Origin of the sequence: Citrobacter sp. Cpo126 (assembly GCF_030332445.1) — a bacterium.
Taxonomy (GTDB): Bacteria; Pseudomonadota; Gammaproteobacteria; order Enterobacterales; family Enterobacteriaceae; genus Citrobacter; species Citrobacter portucalensis.
In genome coordinates, this window is the sequence record NZ_JAOWHT010000039.1 from 71,513 (window position 1) to 87,608 (window position 16,096).

Here is a 16,096-nt window from a genome sequence, read left to right on the forward strand (position 1 = left end):
CGAATCCTGTTACCGGGGCTGTTGCTCCATCGGCAATGCTTTACACACATTGCCTGTGCAGCTGAATTTCAATTCGGGATGACCGCCAAAATCGTTCACATACATCATGCTGAACTGGCTAACGCTGCCGTCGGCCACGCTGAAATCGAGAGAGGACTTTGGTGAAACCATAATCCCAGGGAAGTCAGTCAGCCTGTCGCCGCCCTGCGCTTCAGGCTTGCGGCTTAAGCCGATTAAGGTAACGAAGTACGGCGTTGGGTTATCCACACTCCAGCGCTGCCCCTGCTTATGAAAGACCAGTTGGTTTTGCCACACGGCGCCCGGTGTTTCCGGCACGATGGCGGTCGGACGGTAGAACAGTTTGATGCGCGACTGCATCGCCAGTTGCAGCACGTTCGGCTTATCCGGCTTGGGCGGAATTTCACGCACGTTCAGGTAGAACAGACTTTCGCGATCCTGCGGCAAAGCGTTAATACCGCTGGTTTTTGTCACACGCGCAATGCCCTTTTGCCCGCCGTTAATCCGTTGTAGCGGCGGTAAAACCATCAACGGCGAGGTAATTTTTGTTCCATTGGCGTCTTCCACCCACGACTGAGCCAGAAACGGAATGCTCGGACTGGTGTTGGTTAAGTTCGCACTGACAGATCGCGCATCACCGGTGATAATCAGACGGGTACGGTCAAGTGCAATGCCCGCCCATGAGGCGTTGATCTCTGCAATAAAAAGCAGACCGCAGACCACGGGTTTGAGCCAACGCTGCACGGAGTAAAATGCTTGATTTTTCATGACAAAATTCATTCAGGTTATTGATATTATTCACAAGGCAACAGCACGTTACCTTCCGGGTTGATTTGTTGCGGCACCTGTAAGTGACACTGCGCGCGACCGCCCCAGGCAACAGAAAGACGCTCGGCTGGATTCACACCCGCAATCCAGGCCATGCCGTTTTCCATCACCATGGCGACGCTGACACCGTTGGCGTTAAACACTTCGGCACCAAACGGCGGTACCGAACCATCTTTCAGGCGCAGCAGCGCCATCATTTTTTGCCCCTGCGCCACGGCGAAGCGCTGATAACCAATCGCGCCTTCCGTCAGGGTGTTGGTGACGATGGCTTTGGTCGCGGAAATGTCCTCGTCCATTGCGTCCACATCGATACGGGTATCAAAGCTGTGATAGCTGACGACGTCCGGTACGACGGCAATACCGAAGCGGTTTGAGTGCGCCTGTTCGCCGTTCAGCGGTACATTCGCCACACCGTCGGTATCAACCATCACCCTGGCGGTATTCATCGACGCCTGGCTGTTGTGTAGTGCCGCACCATGACGCGTTGCGGTAAAGCCGCCGCGCATCGTGCCGCCAACGGAGAAATAACGTGATTGCTGCCAGCTGACGTTAGATTCCAGTTCCGCCATCATGCTGCGATGCTTGTAGTAGCCATCAAACGCGGTGTGCCCTTCACCGGAAACCCCTGCGCGCAGTCGCCATGGATTGTTACGGTCGCGGTTATCGGAATACGAAACCATCTGACTGGTCTGGCTGCCGCTGTTTTGCACTTCATAATCCATTGAGCGGCCATCGCTCCATGGCACCGAAATGGACAGCGAAAGGCTGTCGTCCCGTTTGCCCTGATACTCAGAGCGGTAAGCGGCAAGGTTGGCGCTGATCCCCTGAATGCCTGCGAACGAAAAGCTGTGCCCCATCGACACCCCGTAACGATCCTGAGAGCCACGATCCCAGTAATTCTGGTGGGTATAGGTCAGGTACAGCGTGGTCGCTAATTGCGGGTCGTCAGCAAAAAAGGTCTTGTTACCGGTGATGGTGTACATCTCTTTTTCGTTGCCGGCGCTATTGTTATTTTCATACTGCTCGTCGAGGAACTGCGAGAAGGTGCGGAAGTTACGCTGTGAAAAACGGTAACCGGCAAAGGTGATGGCGCTGTTGTATTCATCAAAGGTTTTGGCATAGCTGAGCTTAAAGGACATCCCTTTTTGTTCAGCCTGATGCTTCACTCGGCTCACGGATTGCGTCGCATCAGCCGACAGCGCGCCCAGCCAGCTCAAATCCCGCCCAATCCCCATCGACCAGGCGTTATAGCGATCGCCAGTGAGCAACGCGCCACCGTACAGTGACCACGCATTGCTGACCCCCCATGAAAAATCACCGCTATAAAATGCAGGTCCCTGGACGTCGTGGTTATAACGCGATGGCTTACCGACAGCGGCGTTGTAACGAACATAGCCCGGGCGCGTCAGGTAAGGGATATCTGCCGTATTGACCTGAAAAGTTTGTACGCTGCCATCCTGCTCTTCGACGCGAACATCCAGCGTGCCGCGTACCGAGCCGTGTAGATCCTGAATATTAAATGGCCCCGCAGGAACGGTGGTTTGATAGATAACACGCCCCTGCTGACTGACGGTGACCTTCGCATTACTGCGGGCGATGCCGTGCACTTCGGGCGCGTAGCCCTGCAAATTCGGTGGTAGCATGCGCTCGTCGCTGGCAAGGTTAGCCCCCGTAAATCGCACTGAATCAAACACCTGGGAATTCAGATATATTTCACCGACCGTCAGTTTTGCACCCTGCATCGGTAACGGGCGATAGGCATAGATCTGATCCCAGTCGATACGCCCACGATTTTCATCCGAAGCATAATTGGCCTGATACTGGCCACGAAAGCGCCACGCGCCGAGGTTAAAGCCCGTCTGTCCATAACCAGACAGTGAGCGGTAATGATCGCCACCTTGTTCGTAATGTGTGGCCTGGCCCGAGACGCTGTAGTCGAAAATCAGTCCCGCGACGCCGTTATCCCAGCGCTCCGGCGGCGTCCAGTCTGGATCGGTATATTTCATCCATGCCTGAGGCACGGTAATGTCCAGTACGCCTGCGCTATTATTCAGCACCACACCCGGCAGGCGGGAAATGTCATAGCAGGTCGCGCTAATCGGATGAATATAGGTCAGCGCCTCTTCTTTGAGCGCCAGTAATTCGAGCTGTTGCGGCGTCAGGCACGCCATGGATTTATGCGAGTTGGCAGGATCAACGATATAACGGATCGACTGCTGAGGGATCTCCTGGCTGTTAATACGAACATCCAACAGATATTCTCCGGGAGTCACAAAGTTGCCTTCGGAAAAACGCTGTAAATCGACATTTTGTCTGTCACTGGCATCCAGGACGTCAGTATTAAATTCAATAGACTCATCCGCTTCAGCCCATGAAGAGGCACAGACCAGAGCAATTAAAAGCGCCAGAAGTTTTTTATCTGTTTTCAGCGTGATCATTTTCGTTCGCAAACCTTCAGATACCCGAATTGCTGTGCAGCTCAGAGATAATTCACAACAAAATGCGTGACTGCAGTAAATTCACCAGACGTCATTCTTCCGTCGCGGGAGATCAAATAAGCCGTAAAATTGAGCGTGTTTTTCCCGGGGTTAAGCGCATAATCTGGTGATGGCTCACCTAAATGAATTTGCTTGCCTTTGCCGTCATATATTTCTATCGCTAAATTTTCAGTTTCCGATTGCACGCTCAGATAATCAGGATTGTCACTATCCGGTGCGCCGGAAAAGGTAATATTGGCGCGTTGGAACAGATTCCCAGGGTGTTGAGAATCCCCTAATGAACATCCCAGCAAATGAATGCTGAAATCATGCGCAGATACTTTTTCAGGTTTTCCGGAAATATCTCTGGCTGAGAGGTCATCAAATTCAACCAGCAGCGACCGGTCGCGTGGATCGACATAACAGGCAGCCTCAATAATATTTCCCCGCATGCGCATTTTGCCGGGCGTACTGACAAGACGATGGGTGTCAGCCAAAACCCATGCAGGCGATATGAAGATAAAAAGCAGTAAAATACGCCATCCAGGCATCACCGCATTTCCTTTCAGTTATTCGCAGGAAGGGTTAAGCAGGCGCATAATTGCGCCCGCAGCAGATCGTTACTGATAATCGATCTGGAAATTAACGGTAGATTCGAAGTCACCCGGGGTTACTGCTGCGGATGCGTTGTTGGCCTGCAGATAAGCAACGAAATCAATGTCGGTTTCACCATCGGTAATGTTGACCTGAGATGCGGCTTCGCCCCATTTCACGTCCTGGTTACCACTGTCAATCATACCGATGCCCGCGCCCTTTGCTGTACCCGAGGTAAATGCAGCCAGCGCATTGTTGTCGGTATCAATCGTTGCCGGGGTGTAGGTTACTGTGGCGGTTTTCGCAACAGTTGTATCGCAGCCCTGCAGAACGATTTTGGCATGCTTAACACCAGCACGTTGGTTGTCTTTTAACTGAGAAGTTGGGATCTCACCAAAATTAACCTGCACCGGGCTGGATTCTGGGGCCAGACCGCATGCGGAATTAACCAGAGAACCAGTGAAGTGAATTTTACCGTTAGTCGGTTCAACATTTTTTGCAGCGAAAGCAGAAGATGCAGTAAAAGTCATTCCCGCCATCAGCGCACAAGCCACAGCCACGTTTTTCATTTTCATATTACTACTTAACCTTATATCTGTTTTTTGGTTATTCCGACGATCTATTTCCACAGACAATTTATGCAAGGGAAACCCTGATCTGCAGGTGGCGGAAGTGCATTTCCTTGCAAACAATCCATCTCAAGCCACCCTGTATTTTGAACTTCATTGGTATTCCATCCGAAATACCGCCCACAGTTGTTTACGCTGTTTCGGGGCTTATATTAAGTCGACGAAAAAATGACACAATGCAAAAATCCGGTATTAATCAAACTCAGGGAATCGTGTTGTAACACTGTCTGTAGAGCGATCGTTTACCTAAAAAATAGCCAAAAAACACGCCGACACCAGTGTTAATGTCTATTATTTATAATTTTTATAGAGTTTTTATCTATCAACTATTTTTTTATTTAGCCAGAAGAACAGGCAAAATGTATTTATGAATGTTTTGTAAAAATGAAATTGGGCATCAAAAGCGAGTAATGACAATAAGATAGTGAAAGAGAGGAAGGAGATTGGAGGATTCTATTAGATATATTAAGAGATTGTTATATAAATATTAATAAAGCGATCTATGGCACAATCATTTTTTATAAATGAATTATGTTATGCTATTGCTTCCCCCACTCGAATGCGAGATATCCTGCTTTAAAGGAGACATCAGTGATTTCTCATATACCAATAAACAAAATTAAATCCGTAATTATTGGTGAAGGCTTAGTTTTCAGACCACATAAAAATACCCTAAAAGACCTGGCATCTGGTGAAATGGCCACATTGAATAATGTGGCAACACAATTACTGCTCTATCTGTTGCAAAATGGTAAAGAGATATCCTCGCGCGATGAAATTCTGCGGAATGTTTTCCAGCATAATGGCGCCAGAGCGACGGATGCTAATCTCAATCAGCACATTTCATTTCTGCGCAAAGCAATAACGTCTACGGGCCATCCTGCAGAACTGATCGTCACCATTCCGCGAATAGGATTTCGGATGAGCGACGCCAGTATCAATATTCAGCAACTGGAGGAATCGCAAGCGCCCACCAGAATAGTCAATGTTGCATTGACGCCCAGGAAAAAGAAACGAAACCTGTGGCCTGTCACGATAACAACGTTAATTACCGGCATCGCCGTGCTGGCGACAGCGTGGTTAACATGGATACCCAATGAAATCGCGATGACGGACGCGGCGATCCTGCGGACTATCGACTACGAGCAATGCCGTGTGCATATATTAGGAAACGCCCTCACCGACACCATAACCGAAAAAAAAGCGCTGGATATTTTCAAGTCCGTGGGTATTAACCCCAACTGTTCGTACCCAAAAGATCTGTATCTCAATACCTGGGCGAGCAACCATAATCTGGTTGAGTGGTCGTTTGCCGCTGAATGCGGGCTAAACCTCGGCTATTACCATTGCATCAGCCAGTATCGCCATCATGAGGAATGATATGAAGCAGGAAAGCGATCACTCTCCTTTACTATGGTCAGTCGTGATTGCCATTTTTGGGCTAGCGGCTATCGCTTTTTTTATTATCGCCGGGAATGCGAAAAAACAAGAAATCAGTTTTTCCTGCTCCTCGGAATTCACGTCGATACTCGACATCCAGAATACAAAAAAGGAACTCCACGGAATAATGCTGATAACCAGCTACAACTCCGGACACCTTTCATTGTCAGTCCAGGGGAAACTCAAAAGTGACGACGGCGAGTTCGCTGTTAACCGAAAACTGTTCTTTCGCTATGCCCGTCCACTCGGCCATACCGCAGGCGTTTTTATGCTCACTCCCGATGGTCGGGAAAAATCCCCCGATGATGACGCAACGGACGCTGTCGACTATCTCTTCTTCGACGCTTACGAACGTGCCGACAAGCTGTATATGCTAAAGCACCTGAATGAGGAAACGGTTCTTATTGGCGATAACTTCTCACCCCGCTTCGCCTGCGTGATGAATCACTTCGCGAGTTAATCGCCTTCTGGATATGCGTCGGGTTAAGGATGACCTGATGTGTTGCCCACCCGAAAGCTCGGGCGCGGTCGATAAAGTATGGTAATGAGATTATTATTTTTGGCGGGCTAAAACGACGAAAGCCTGAATCATTTCTGATTCAGGCTTTCTGAATAGTGGCGGAATGGACGGGACTCGAACCCGCGACCCCCTGCGTGACAGGCAGGTATTCTAACCAACTGAACTACCACTCCGCGTTGTGTTCCGCTTGGGAACGAAGCGAATATTACGGATTGCCTCGCGCCTCGTCAACGCTTTTTCTCACGTTTTTAATCGTTTGCTGCAAAAATCACCCGAATGGCCATTTTCATACGGTAAACGTACAAACTATGCCCGCCAGAGGCAACTTCCGCCTTTCTTCTGCACCAGGTCAAGGCGTGACTCATGGGCCGCTAACTCTTCATCAGTAGCGAAAACAACGCGTAGTTTGCTGGACTGTCGCACAATACGCTGGATCCCCGTGTCATTCTGCTGCTGGCTGTCGCCTTCCATTGAGAACGCCATCGTGGTCTGCCCGCCGGTCATCATCAGATAAACGTCGGCCAGAATCTGGGCATCGAGCAATGCGCCGTGCAGGGTTCGTTTACTGTTGTCTATCTCATAGCGCGAGCATAACGCATCAAGGCTGTTTCGCTTGCCAGGAAACATTTTCCTCGCCAGCGCCAGGCTATCAGTTATTTTGCAAAATTCATTCGTCTTCGGAATATCACGCTTGAGCTTCGCGAATTCGTAATCCATAAAGCCGATATCGAACGATGCGTTATGAATGACCAGCTCCGCGCCGCGAATGTAGTCGAGAAACTCGTCGGCTACATCGGCAAACGTAGGTTTATCGAGCAGGAATTCGTCTGCGATTCCGTGTACGCCGAACGCTTCCGGGTCCACCAGCCGGTCCGGCTTCAGGTAAACGTGGAAGTTATTGCCGGTCAGGCGGCGGTTCACCACTTCAACCGCACCGATCTCAATGATCTTGTGGCCTTCATAGTGGGCGCCAATCTGGTTCATACCGGTGGTTTCGGTATCGAGGACGATCTGTCGTGTAATTCCAGTGCTCATAACGGTCATTTATGTCAGACTTATCGTTTGATTTCGATTTGCTAAAACAGGAAGTCTACCAGAGATGCTTAAACAGGTAGAAATTTTCACCGATGGTTCTTGCCTGGGAAATCCAGGGCCTGGTGGTTATGGGGCGATTTTACGCTATCGCGGGCGCGAAAAAACCTTTAGCGAGGGCTACAACCTCACCACTAATAATCGCATGGAGCTGATGGCGGCAATCGTTGCGCTGGAAGCCCTGAAAGAACAGTGTGAAGTGATACTCAGCACGGACAGCCAGTATGTGCGTCAAGGCATTACGCAGTGGATCCACAACTGGAAGAAGCGCGGCTGGAAAACAGCAGATAAAAAACCGGTGAAGAACGTCGATCTGTGGAAACGTCTCGATGCCGCGCTGGGGCCGCATCAAATCAAATGGGAATGGGTTAAAGGCCATGCGGGCCATCCGGAAAACGAACGCTGCGATGAGCTTGCGCGCACCGCGGCCATGAGCCCGACTCAGGATGATATTGGGTATCAGACTGAGGCTTAAGCGTCCGGTTTACGGTATTGCCGGGTCGCGCCAACGGCATGACGGATAGGCGTTTTGCTTTTATTTTGTTTCATCGGGTTGAGCGTAAGCGGAATGGTTCGCTTGCGCGCAACCACCAGCTGTAAACAGCCCAGCGCGGGGATATGGGCGCTTAACATTTTCCCGCCCTTCTTGTTCCAGGGCAGAACATGAAAACGACTATAGTGCAGCACTTCAAAATTCAGTAATGATAGCCAGTCCAGTTGACGCATGAGGGTAAACATCCGACTGTTATAGGGCGATGTCTTGCGCAATACGGGCACCAGTTTACGCAATCCCATCAAGCTTACCGGGTTAAAGCCGCTCAGAATCAACCAGCCGTCATCAATCAACACGCGATCGGCTTCACGCAGTAGGCGATGCGGATCGGAGCACCACGGCAACGTATGGGCCAATAAACAGACATCCACGGACTTATCGGCAAAGGGAAGATGCAAAGGATCGGCCGTCACCTGCATGGGAGATCCCTGCAAAGAAACATTTACCTGATGAGAAACCGCGCACGCTTCAGAATCGATTTCTGCGCTTAAATTACCAACCTTAAGCAGATGAAAACCGTACATTTTTGCAAACCACGGGTTAAGCTGATGCTCCAGCGCCTCACGATAGTGTTCGCCCCAGGGCAAATCATCCCAGCTAACGGGCGCTACGACAGTTTGAGGGATCCTTGCCGGTTTCATCACAACCTTCCGTTACGCATTGAGAGGTAATATATGAATCTTAACAGTATTCCTGCATTTCAGGACAATTACATCTGGGTCCTGTCAAATAATGACCAGCATTGTCTGATTGTGGACCCGGGTGAAGCGGCTCCTGTTTTGAAAGCCATTGCAGAGCATAACTGGGTGCCGGAAGCCATTCTGCTAACCCACCATCATCAGGATCACGTTGGTGGAGTGAAAGAACTCCTGCAACATTTCCCACAAATAGTGGTATACGGACCGGCTGAAACGCAAGATAAGGGAACGACACACGTAGTCGAAGATGGCGATATTGCACTCGTTTTGGGGCATGAATTTAGGGTAATTGCTACTCCGGGTCACACTTTAGGACATATCTGTTACTTTAGCCATCCTTACTTATTTTGTGGTGACACGCTCTTTTCTGGCGGTTGCGGTCGACTTTTCGAAGGCACAGCAACTCAAATGTATCAATCACTTAAAAAAATAAACGAACTTCCTGACGATACATTAATTTGTTGCGCACATGAGTACACATTAGCAAACATGAAGTTTGCCTTAAGCATTCTCCCGCACGATTCGTTCATAAATGAATATTATCGTAAAGTTAATGAGTTACGCGTAAAAAAACAAATGACACTACCCGTAATTCTGAAAAATGAGCGGCGAAATAATCTTTTTTTGAGAACGGAAGATATTGATTTAATTAATGAAATCAACAAAGAAACAATATTGCAACAACCTGAAGAGCGTTTTGCCTGGTTAAGGTCAAAGAAAGATACGTTCTGACAATTCCGGGTTGCCTTTTGAAAACTTCGCCGTTATGATCGGTCGTCTTTTAAGCAACTATTGACACACACATGAAGGCAAAAGCGATATTACTCGCCTCTGTCCTGCTTGTTGGGTGCCAGAATACTGGTAACGTCCAACAACACGCACAGAGCCTTTCTGCAGCTGGTCAAGGGGAAGCAGGAAAGTTTACAAGTCAGGCGCGATGGATGGACGACGGAACATCTATCGCTGCTGATCAAGATTTGTGGGCTTTCATTGGTGACGAGCTAAAGATGGGAATTCCGGAAAACAGCCGGATTCGCGAACAGAAACAGAAGTATTTACGCAATAAGAGCTATCTCCACGATGTAACTTTACGGGCAGAGCCGTATATGTACTGGATAGCCGGGCAGGTTAAGAAACGTAACATGCCTATGGAACTGGTACTACTACCCATAGTGGAGAGCGCTTTTGATCCTCACGCAACGTCTGGCGCCAATGCCGCAGGTATTTGGCAGATCATTCCGAGCACGGGGCGCAATTATGGTTTAAAACAGACCCGCAGTTATGATGCACGTCGCGACGTTGTGGCTTCCACCACCGCCGCGCTGGACATGATGCAGCGTCTGAACAAGATGTTTGATGGCGACTGGCTGCTGACCGTTGCTGCTTATAATAGCGGTGAAGGTCGTGTCATGAAGGCAATCAAAACGAACAAAGCACGTGGTAAACCCACTGACTTCTGGTCGTTGCCATTGCCTCAGGAAACGAAGCTATACGTGCCTAAAATGCTGGCATTGAGCGATATACTCAAAAACAGCAAACGCTATGGCGTACGTCTGCCAACAACAGACGAAAGCCGCGCGTTGGCACGTGTTCGCCTGAGTAGCCCGGTTGAGATGGCTCAGGTTGCCGATATGGCGGGTATTTCCGTCAGCAAGCTGAAGACCTTCAATGCAGGCGTGAAAGGCTCCACATTGGGTGCCAGCGGCCCGCAATATGTGATGGTGCCAAAGAAGCATGCAGAGAAGCTGCGTGAGTCTCTGGCTTCAGGCGAAATTGCAGCCGTGCAGTCAACGTTGGTCGCGGATAACACGCCGCTGAACAGTCGTAGCTACAAAGTTCGCTCTGGCGATACGCTTTCTGGTGTCGCGTCACGCCTTGGCGTGAGCACCAATGACCTTAAGCAGTGGAATAATCTGCGCGGGTCATCCCTGAAAGTGGGTCAAAACCTGACGGTGGGTGCGGGTACCAGCGCACAGCGTCTGGCGAACAACAGCGATAGCATCACCTATCGTGTGCGTAAAGGCGACTCGCTGTCGAGCATTGCCAAACGTCACGGGGTTAACATCAAAGATGTCATGCGCTGGAACAGCGATACGGACAATCTACAGCCAGGCGATCAGCTCACGTTGTTTGTGAAAAACAACGGAATGCCGGACTCCTGATAGCATTGTAGAAATGAAGGCACTGGATTCCCCCCAGTGCCTTTTTTATTTATCCCGCTTTATGTGCCTCAACCATTATCGTGTCGCTGGTAAACGAGCCATCTTCCTGTAACGCAAAGTAGGCTTTCACATCTGCAGAAGCACTTTGTTGGTATGCACGAATCGCGTCGCTCAACGCCGCGGGCGTGCGCATCCTCGCGACCCACGAACTGAACTCCAGTGGCAGGCGATCGGTTAACAAAGTATCGGCAATCAAATTGGCATCGTTGATTAACGACAGCCACTCTCCACTGGAATAGTTACGAACGTGCGAGGTATCACGTAACGCCTCCACGGTTTGCAACCAGATATCACGTACTGGGTGGCCTGGCGACATCACATCCATCACAATCAATACACCACCGGGCTTCAGAACGCGGTTCACTTCCCGCAGCGCGCGTCCGACATCATGCCAGTGATGCGCAGAATAGCGGCTAATCACCACGTCAAATTCGCTATCTTCAAATGGCAGACTTTCGGCATAACCCTGGCGTGTGGCGACATTCTCCAGGCCTCTGTCTTTTGCCGCCTCAGCGACCACCTCAAGCATCTGCGACGATAAATCATAAGCCACAACCTGCTTTACGTGTTGCGCGGCTACAAAGCTGGCATGCCCCGCTCCACATCCCATATCCAACACACGGGCCTGCGGAAATGCCGACAACCTTTCCCCCAGACGCAGCAAGTCACGGCCAGAGGCGTGCACCGCACTGGTTAAATAGGCATTAGCCTGAGAGCCAAACTGTTTTTCGACGTTGTCATGGTGAGAGCGAGTTGTCATTGTGTTGTCCTTCGGTTGTTGTGAAATAGGAAGGGCAACCATCACAGGCCTGCCCTACGGCAGACCTGACACACCGTTATTGTTCAGGTTTGCCGGGACTGAATTCAACGAGTAGCGGGTTGTGATCGGATGCACGGGTGACCAGCACAGAGGCTTCACTCACGTTCAGACCACGATAGAACACAAAATCGAGAGGGCGACCAAACGCGCGCCGGCGCTGATCGTCAGTAAAACGTACCTGGCGCAGCGACATTTCTCGCGCAAAGCGGTACAGCGCATTCATCCGTCGACGGCTCCAGGCATTGAAATCGCCGGCCATAATAACCGGACCGCTGTGATGAGCAATCTGATCGCCAATGGGAAGTAACTGCTTACTATAAACATCGACGCCGAGGCTAAAGTTAACCGCGTGGATATTCACCACCATTAATAATCGAGAGTCAGGCAGCGGATACACCGTTACCAGAGCCGATTTCGCCAGCCGTAAAATAGGCTCACGCTCGCGCAATGGACAACAGTAAACAGGATGAGCAGCAGAGAGCGTCATGACGCCAGAGGGATGCTGAGGCAGCACAAAGGCAGGAACCTGATCGGCAGCAAGGTAGTTAGCGGTCGCAAACTGCACCAGTTCTGGCGTGGTTTGCGCTTCCTGTAATAATACCAGATGCGCATCTTTGCCAAAATTCTTCAGCACCGACTGCCATTCTGCGCGCTGCTGTTTAAAAATATTCCATACCAGCACGCGAATGCGGTCTTCACTGCTTAACGGAACGCCTGCGGGTAATGCCTGGCCAATATGCGCAAACGACCCCGGCGGTAAAATCCGCTCGGCGGGTTGTCCGGCAACATAACGCATGGCATAGGTGTTTTTTCGCACTTTAGACTTTCAAACCTCTGTAACGTCAACCAGTCCGCAGCCGGACTGGTTCTTCTGTTATAGGGATTTTAGCACTCACTTTCAACGAACAATTGCAGTTTGTTTTGTAAGTGGGCGCTTACATCAATGATTTACCCCAGAGCAACACGCACGGGTTTATCAAGACGACCGCTGACCCCCATCAGCAGGAAAGCTACCAGAACAATGAGGGCGCCAATCCACGGCGTCTGTGCTAAACCATAATGCTCGACCGTTTGCCCGCCAATCACTGACCCCAGCGCAATCCCAATGTTAAACGCCGCAATGTTTAACCCTGACGCCACATCTACAGCATTAGGCGTAAATTGCTCCGCTTTCTGTACCACGTAGACCTGCAACCCCGGCACGTTACCAAAGGCAAAGATCCCCATCACCAGAATGGTAGCCAGCGCGGCGTACTGCGTGGAGGCCGTCAGTTGGAAGACCATCAGCAGAACAAACAGCACGGCGAAAATGAATTTCAGCGCAGGAACCGCACCATGCTTATCTGCCAGCTTACCACCCCAGATATTACCGATAGCCACTGAAACACCGTAACCCAGTAAGATCCAGCTTACTGCTGCCGGGGAGAACCCCGCCAGATCCTGCATCATCGGTGCAAGGAAGGTGAATGCCGTGAATACACCGCCGTAGCCCAGTGCCGTAACGGCGTAAATCAGCAACAGACGGGGATGAGTCAGCACCTTCACCTGGTCGCGAATGCTGGCGGCTGCACGACCGGGAATGTTGGCAGGGATCAGTAACTGGCTACTGATCAGTGCAATCACGCCTAACATTGATACCGCGAGGAAAGTCTCACGCCAGCCAAAGTGCTGACCGATAAATGTTCCCAGCGGCACGCCGGTGACCAGCGCCACCGTTAAGCCACCAAACATAATGGCAATGGCGGAAGCCGCTTTCTCTTTTGGCACCAGACTTGTCGCGATGGTAGAACCAATCGAGAAGAATACGCCATGTGCCAGTCCAGTCAGCAGACGAGCAACAATGAGTGTCATATACCCGGGTGCCTGCCATGCCAGCAAATTCCCCGCCGTAAACAGAACCATCAGCGCAACCAGTAACTGTTTACGTGGCAGGCGTCCGGTCAGAGCGGTCAGTACCGGCGCGCCAATTGCCACACCCAGCGCATAAATTGAAACCAGCATCCCGGCTGAAGGTAACGAGATCGCCAGCTGTTGAGCGATGGTCGGCACCAGACCAACAATCACAAACTCAGTAGTGCCTATAGCGAAGGCACTTATTGTTAGTGCAAATAAAGCGAGAGGCATAAATAACTCCGTAACATCAGTAATCAGATGACACGCAGTATGCCTGGATGTTTTAATGACAAAAATATTCAAAATCTCAATATAATTTTGCTTCAGGTGCAAAAATGAAAGCAACCTCCGAAGAACTTGCAATTTTTGTGGCGGTAGTGGAAAGCGGCAGCTTTAGCCGGGCGGCAGAACAGCTTGGACAAGCCAATTCCGCGGTCAGCCGGGCAGTAAAAAAGCTGGAGATGAAATTGGGCGTCAGTTTGCTTAATCGCACGACCCGACAGCTAAGCCTGACCGAAGAAGGAGAGCGCTACTTCAGGCGGGTGCAGCAGATACTGCAAGAGATGGCTGCAGCAGAAACTGAAATCATGGAGTCGCGTAATACTCCGCGCGGCCTGCTGCGCATCGACGCAGCAACACCGGTGATGTTGCATTTCCTGATGCCGCTAATCAAGCCGTTCCGGGAGCGGTATCCTGAGATGACGTTGTCTCTCGTCTCCTCAGAAACGTTCATCAATCTTATTGAACGAAAAGTGGATGTTGCTATACGAGCGGGTACACTGACTGACTCGAGTCTACGTGCGCGTCCGTTATTTACCAGCTATCGTAAGATTATTGCCTCACCGGACTACATTGCCCGTTTTGGCAAGCCAGAGAGCGTCGAGGAGTTAAACCAGCATCTGTGTCTGGGGTTTTCCGAACCAGTTTCACTCAATACCTGGCCGATTGCCTGTAGCGACGGACAGCTGCATGAGGTTGAGTGCGGAATTTCTTCCAACAGTGGAGAAACGCTAAAACAGCTTTGCCTGAATGGCAACGGCATCGCATGTCTTTCAGATTATATGATAGATAAAGAGATCGCGCGGGGTGAACTGGTGGAGTTATTGGCAGATAAACGTCTGCCGGTAGAGATGCCTTTTAGCGCAGTTTATTACAGCGATCGTGCCGTCAGTACGCGCATCCGGGCATTTATCGACTTTTTAAGTGAATATATAAGAACAGCTCCCGAAGGAGCTGTGAAAGAGGGTTAATGGGTACAGAGGGTCAGGCAATTAATCCCAATCAGGGGCCAGACCTTCCGGGCTGACCAGACGATCGTTGCAGTCCAGTGCCGCGATCGCTTTTTTATCTTCGGCATCCAGATGCAGTTCCAGCGCCAGCAGGTTGCTTGCCAGGTTTTCACGTTTGGTAGAAGAAGGAATTACGGAGTAACCTTCCCCCATTGCCCATGCCAGAATAACCTGCGCCGGGGTCGCGTTATGTTTAGCGGCAATGTGCGCAATCACTTCATCTTTCAGCGCTTTACCATAAGCCAGCGTCATGTAAGAGGTGATGTGGATGCCCTGTGCTTTCGCCCAGTCAACCACCTTACGGCTCTGCAGATACGGAGACAGCTCAATCTGATTGGTCGCAATGTTCTCTGCACCTACTGCGGCAATGGCTTTTTCCATCAGCGGAATGGTGAAGTTTGAGATACCAATTTCGCGAGTCAGCCCCTGCTGTTTTGCTTCGAGCAGCGCCTGCATGAATTCCTCAACAGATACCGCATCACCTGGAGATGGCCAGTGGATCAGCGTCAGATCGACATAATCTGTACGCAGCTTCTTCAGGCTTTCTTTCAGACTTGGGATCAGTTTTTCTTTGCTGAGATTTTCAATCCAAATCTTGGTGGTGATATACAGCTCGTTACGCGGTACGCCGCTTTCGGCAATCGCCTGACCAACAGCCGCTTCATTATCATAGATTTGCGCAGTGTCGACAGCACGGTAGCCTAGCTCAAGCGCCGTTTTAACAGAAGCGATAACCACGTCGTCTTTCAGGCGGAAAGTACCTAAACCGAATGCAGGGATAGTCATAGAATTCCTCTTTTTAATCACTATGTTCGTTAACTGAGAGGATTATGAGCTTAAGCTCTTTATAGAAAAAGAGTGAAAAATGCAGAGGATTTTTGCGGATTCAGCAATAATTAAATTGCAGACAAAGAAAAAGCCCTGAGCGTTAGCTCAGGGCTCTTAATAAGTGGCGGAACGGACGGGACTCGAACCCGCGACCCCCTGCGTGACAGGCAGGTATTCTAACCAACTGAACTACCG

General features: G+C 50.3%; 16 protein-coding genes and 1 tRNA gene. 6 read left to right on the forward strand and 11 right to left on the reverse strand.

All coding sequences use genetic code 11. The features are described from left to right. Nucleotides 1–9: 9 nt before the first annotated feature. The 4 genes from OGY17_RS18595 to OGY17_RS18610 form a co-directional block, all read right to left on the reverse strand. Nucleotides 10–786: a fimbrial biogenesis chaperone gene (locus tag OGY17_RS18595; RefSeq protein WP_100247262.1), complete on the reverse strand. Its 777-nt coding sequence runs from the start codon at nucleotides 784–786 to the stop codon at nucleotides 10–12. 26 nt (nucleotides 787–812) lie between these two features. Beyond that, entirely contained in the window at nucleotides 813–3,284 is a 2,472-nt protein-coding gene (locus OGY17_RS18600; RefSeq protein ID WP_191215136.1) for a fimbria/pilus outer membrane usher protein, read from the reverse strand. A 41-nt stretch (nucleotides 3,285–3,325) separates the two neighbouring features. Next, nucleotides 3,326–3,874 carry a fimbrial protein gene (locus OGY17_RS18605; protein ID WP_020996612.1) on the reverse strand — a complete coding sequence of 183 codons (549 nt, stop codon included), beginning with the start codon at nucleotides 3,872–3,874 and terminating at the stop codon, nucleotides 3,326–3,328. Nucleotides 3,875–3,943: 69 nt separating this feature from the next. Then, complete coding sequence (locus OGY17_RS18610; RefSeq protein ID WP_003830808.1) at nucleotides 3,944–4,492, reverse strand: fimbrial protein; 549 nt, start codon at nucleotides 4,490–4,492, stop codon at nucleotides 3,944–3,946. A 750-nt stretch (nucleotides 4,493–5,242) separates the two neighbouring features. Between OGY17_RS18610 and OGY17_RS18615 the strand changes: the two genes are divergently transcribed. Beyond that, nucleotides 5,243–5,926 carry a winged helix-turn-helix domain-containing protein gene (locus OGY17_RS18615; RefSeq protein ID WP_008783775.1) on the forward strand — a complete coding sequence of 228 codons (684 nt, stop codon included), beginning with the start codon at nucleotides 5,243–5,245 and terminating at the stop codon, nucleotides 5,924–5,926. A 1-nt stretch (nucleotide 5,927) separates the two neighbouring features. Then, nucleotides 5,928–6,446 carry a FidL-like protein gene (locus OGY17_RS18620; protein ID WP_003830806.1) on the forward strand — a complete coding sequence of 173 codons (519 nt, stop codon included), beginning with the start codon at nucleotides 5,928–5,930 and terminating at the stop codon, nucleotides 6,444–6,446. Nucleotides 6,447–6,602: 156 nt separating this feature from the next. Here the strand turns inward: OGY17_RS18620 and OGY17_RS18625 are convergent. Beyond that, nucleotides 6,603–6,679 (reverse strand) — tRNA-Asp (locus OGY17_RS18625). Between the two features lie 133 nt (nucleotides 6,680–6,812). Beyond that, on the reverse strand, nucleotides 6,813–7,541 hold the full coding sequence (gene dnaQ / locus OGY17_RS18630; protein WP_095533177.1) for a DNA polymerase III subunit epsilon: 729 nt from the start codon (nucleotides 7,539–7,541) through the stop codon (nucleotides 6,813–6,815). A gap of 64 nt (nucleotides 7,542–7,605) precedes the next feature. Between dnaQ and rnhA the strand changes: the two genes are divergently transcribed. Then, the gene (gene rnhA / locus OGY17_RS18635) at nucleotides 7,606–8,073 is read left to right on the forward strand and encodes a ribonuclease HI (protein ID WP_003838896.1); all 468 of its coding nucleotides are present in this window, start codon (nucleotides 7,606–7,608) and stop codon (nucleotides 8,071–8,073) included. Here rnhA and OGY17_RS18640 read toward each other — a convergent pair. Then, the gene (locus OGY17_RS18640) at nucleotides 8,070–8,792 is read right to left on the reverse strand and encodes a class I SAM-dependent methyltransferase (RefSeq protein WP_048214878.1); all 723 of its coding nucleotides are present in this window, start codon (nucleotides 8,790–8,792) and stop codon (nucleotides 8,070–8,072) included. The two genes, rnhA and OGY17_RS18640, sit on opposite strands and share 4 nt — an antisense overlap. Before the next feature lie 33 nt (nucleotides 8,793–8,825). Between OGY17_RS18640 and gloB the strand changes: the two genes are divergently transcribed. Together gloB and mltD are read left to right on the forward strand one after the other, a co-directional pair. Next, complete coding sequence (gene gloB, locus OGY17_RS18645; protein WP_008783773.1) at nucleotides 8,826–9,581, forward strand: hydroxyacylglutathione hydrolase; 756 nt, start codon at nucleotides 8,826–8,828, stop codon at nucleotides 9,579–9,581. A gap of 71 nt (nucleotides 9,582–9,652) precedes the next feature. Next, on the forward strand, nucleotides 9,653–11,011 hold the full coding sequence (gene mltD, locus OGY17_RS18650; RefSeq protein ID WP_032942416.1) for a murein transglycosylase D: 1,359 nt from the start codon (nucleotides 9,653–9,655) through the stop codon (nucleotides 11,009–11,011). Nucleotides 11,012–11,060: 49 nt separating this feature from the next. On the opposite strand, the gene OGY17_RS18655 is transcribed toward mltD, so the two are convergent. The 3 genes from OGY17_RS18655 to OGY17_RS18665 form a co-directional block, all read right to left on the reverse strand. After that, a complete protein-coding gene (locus OGY17_RS18655) occupies nucleotides 11,061–11,831 on the reverse strand; it encodes a class I SAM-dependent methyltransferase (protein ID WP_008783771.1) in 771 nt (256 codons plus the stop codon). Between the two features lie 76 nt (nucleotides 11,832–11,907). After that, nucleotides 11,908–12,708, reverse strand: a complete 801-nt coding sequence (locus tag OGY17_RS18660; RefSeq protein WP_008783770.1) for an endonuclease/exonuclease/phosphatase family protein — start codon at nucleotides 12,706–12,708, stop codon at nucleotides 11,908–11,910. 131 nt (nucleotides 12,709–12,839) lie between these two features. Next, nucleotides 12,840–14,015: an MFS transporter gene (locus OGY17_RS18665; protein WP_008783769.1), complete on the reverse strand. Its 1,176-nt coding sequence runs from the start codon at nucleotides 14,013–14,015 to the stop codon at nucleotides 12,840–12,842. Nucleotides 14,016–14,119: 104 nt separating this feature from the next. Between OGY17_RS18665 and yafC the strand changes: the two genes are divergently transcribed. Then, nucleotides 14,120–15,034 carry a DNA-binding transcriptional regulator YafC gene (gene yafC, locus OGY17_RS18670; RefSeq protein WP_008783768.1) on the forward strand — a complete coding sequence of 305 codons (915 nt, stop codon included), beginning with the start codon at nucleotides 14,120–14,122 and terminating at the stop codon, nucleotides 15,032–15,034. 21 nt (nucleotides 15,035–15,055) lie between these two features. Here yafC and dkgB read toward each other — a convergent pair whose 3' ends face one another. Further along, on the reverse strand, nucleotides 15,056–15,859 hold the full coding sequence (gene dkgB / locus OGY17_RS18675) for a 2,5-didehydrogluconate reductase DkgB (RefSeq protein ID WP_008783767.1): 804 nt from the start codon (nucleotides 15,857–15,859) through the stop codon (nucleotides 15,056–15,058). Nucleotides 15,860–16,096 lie beyond the last annotated feature (237 nt).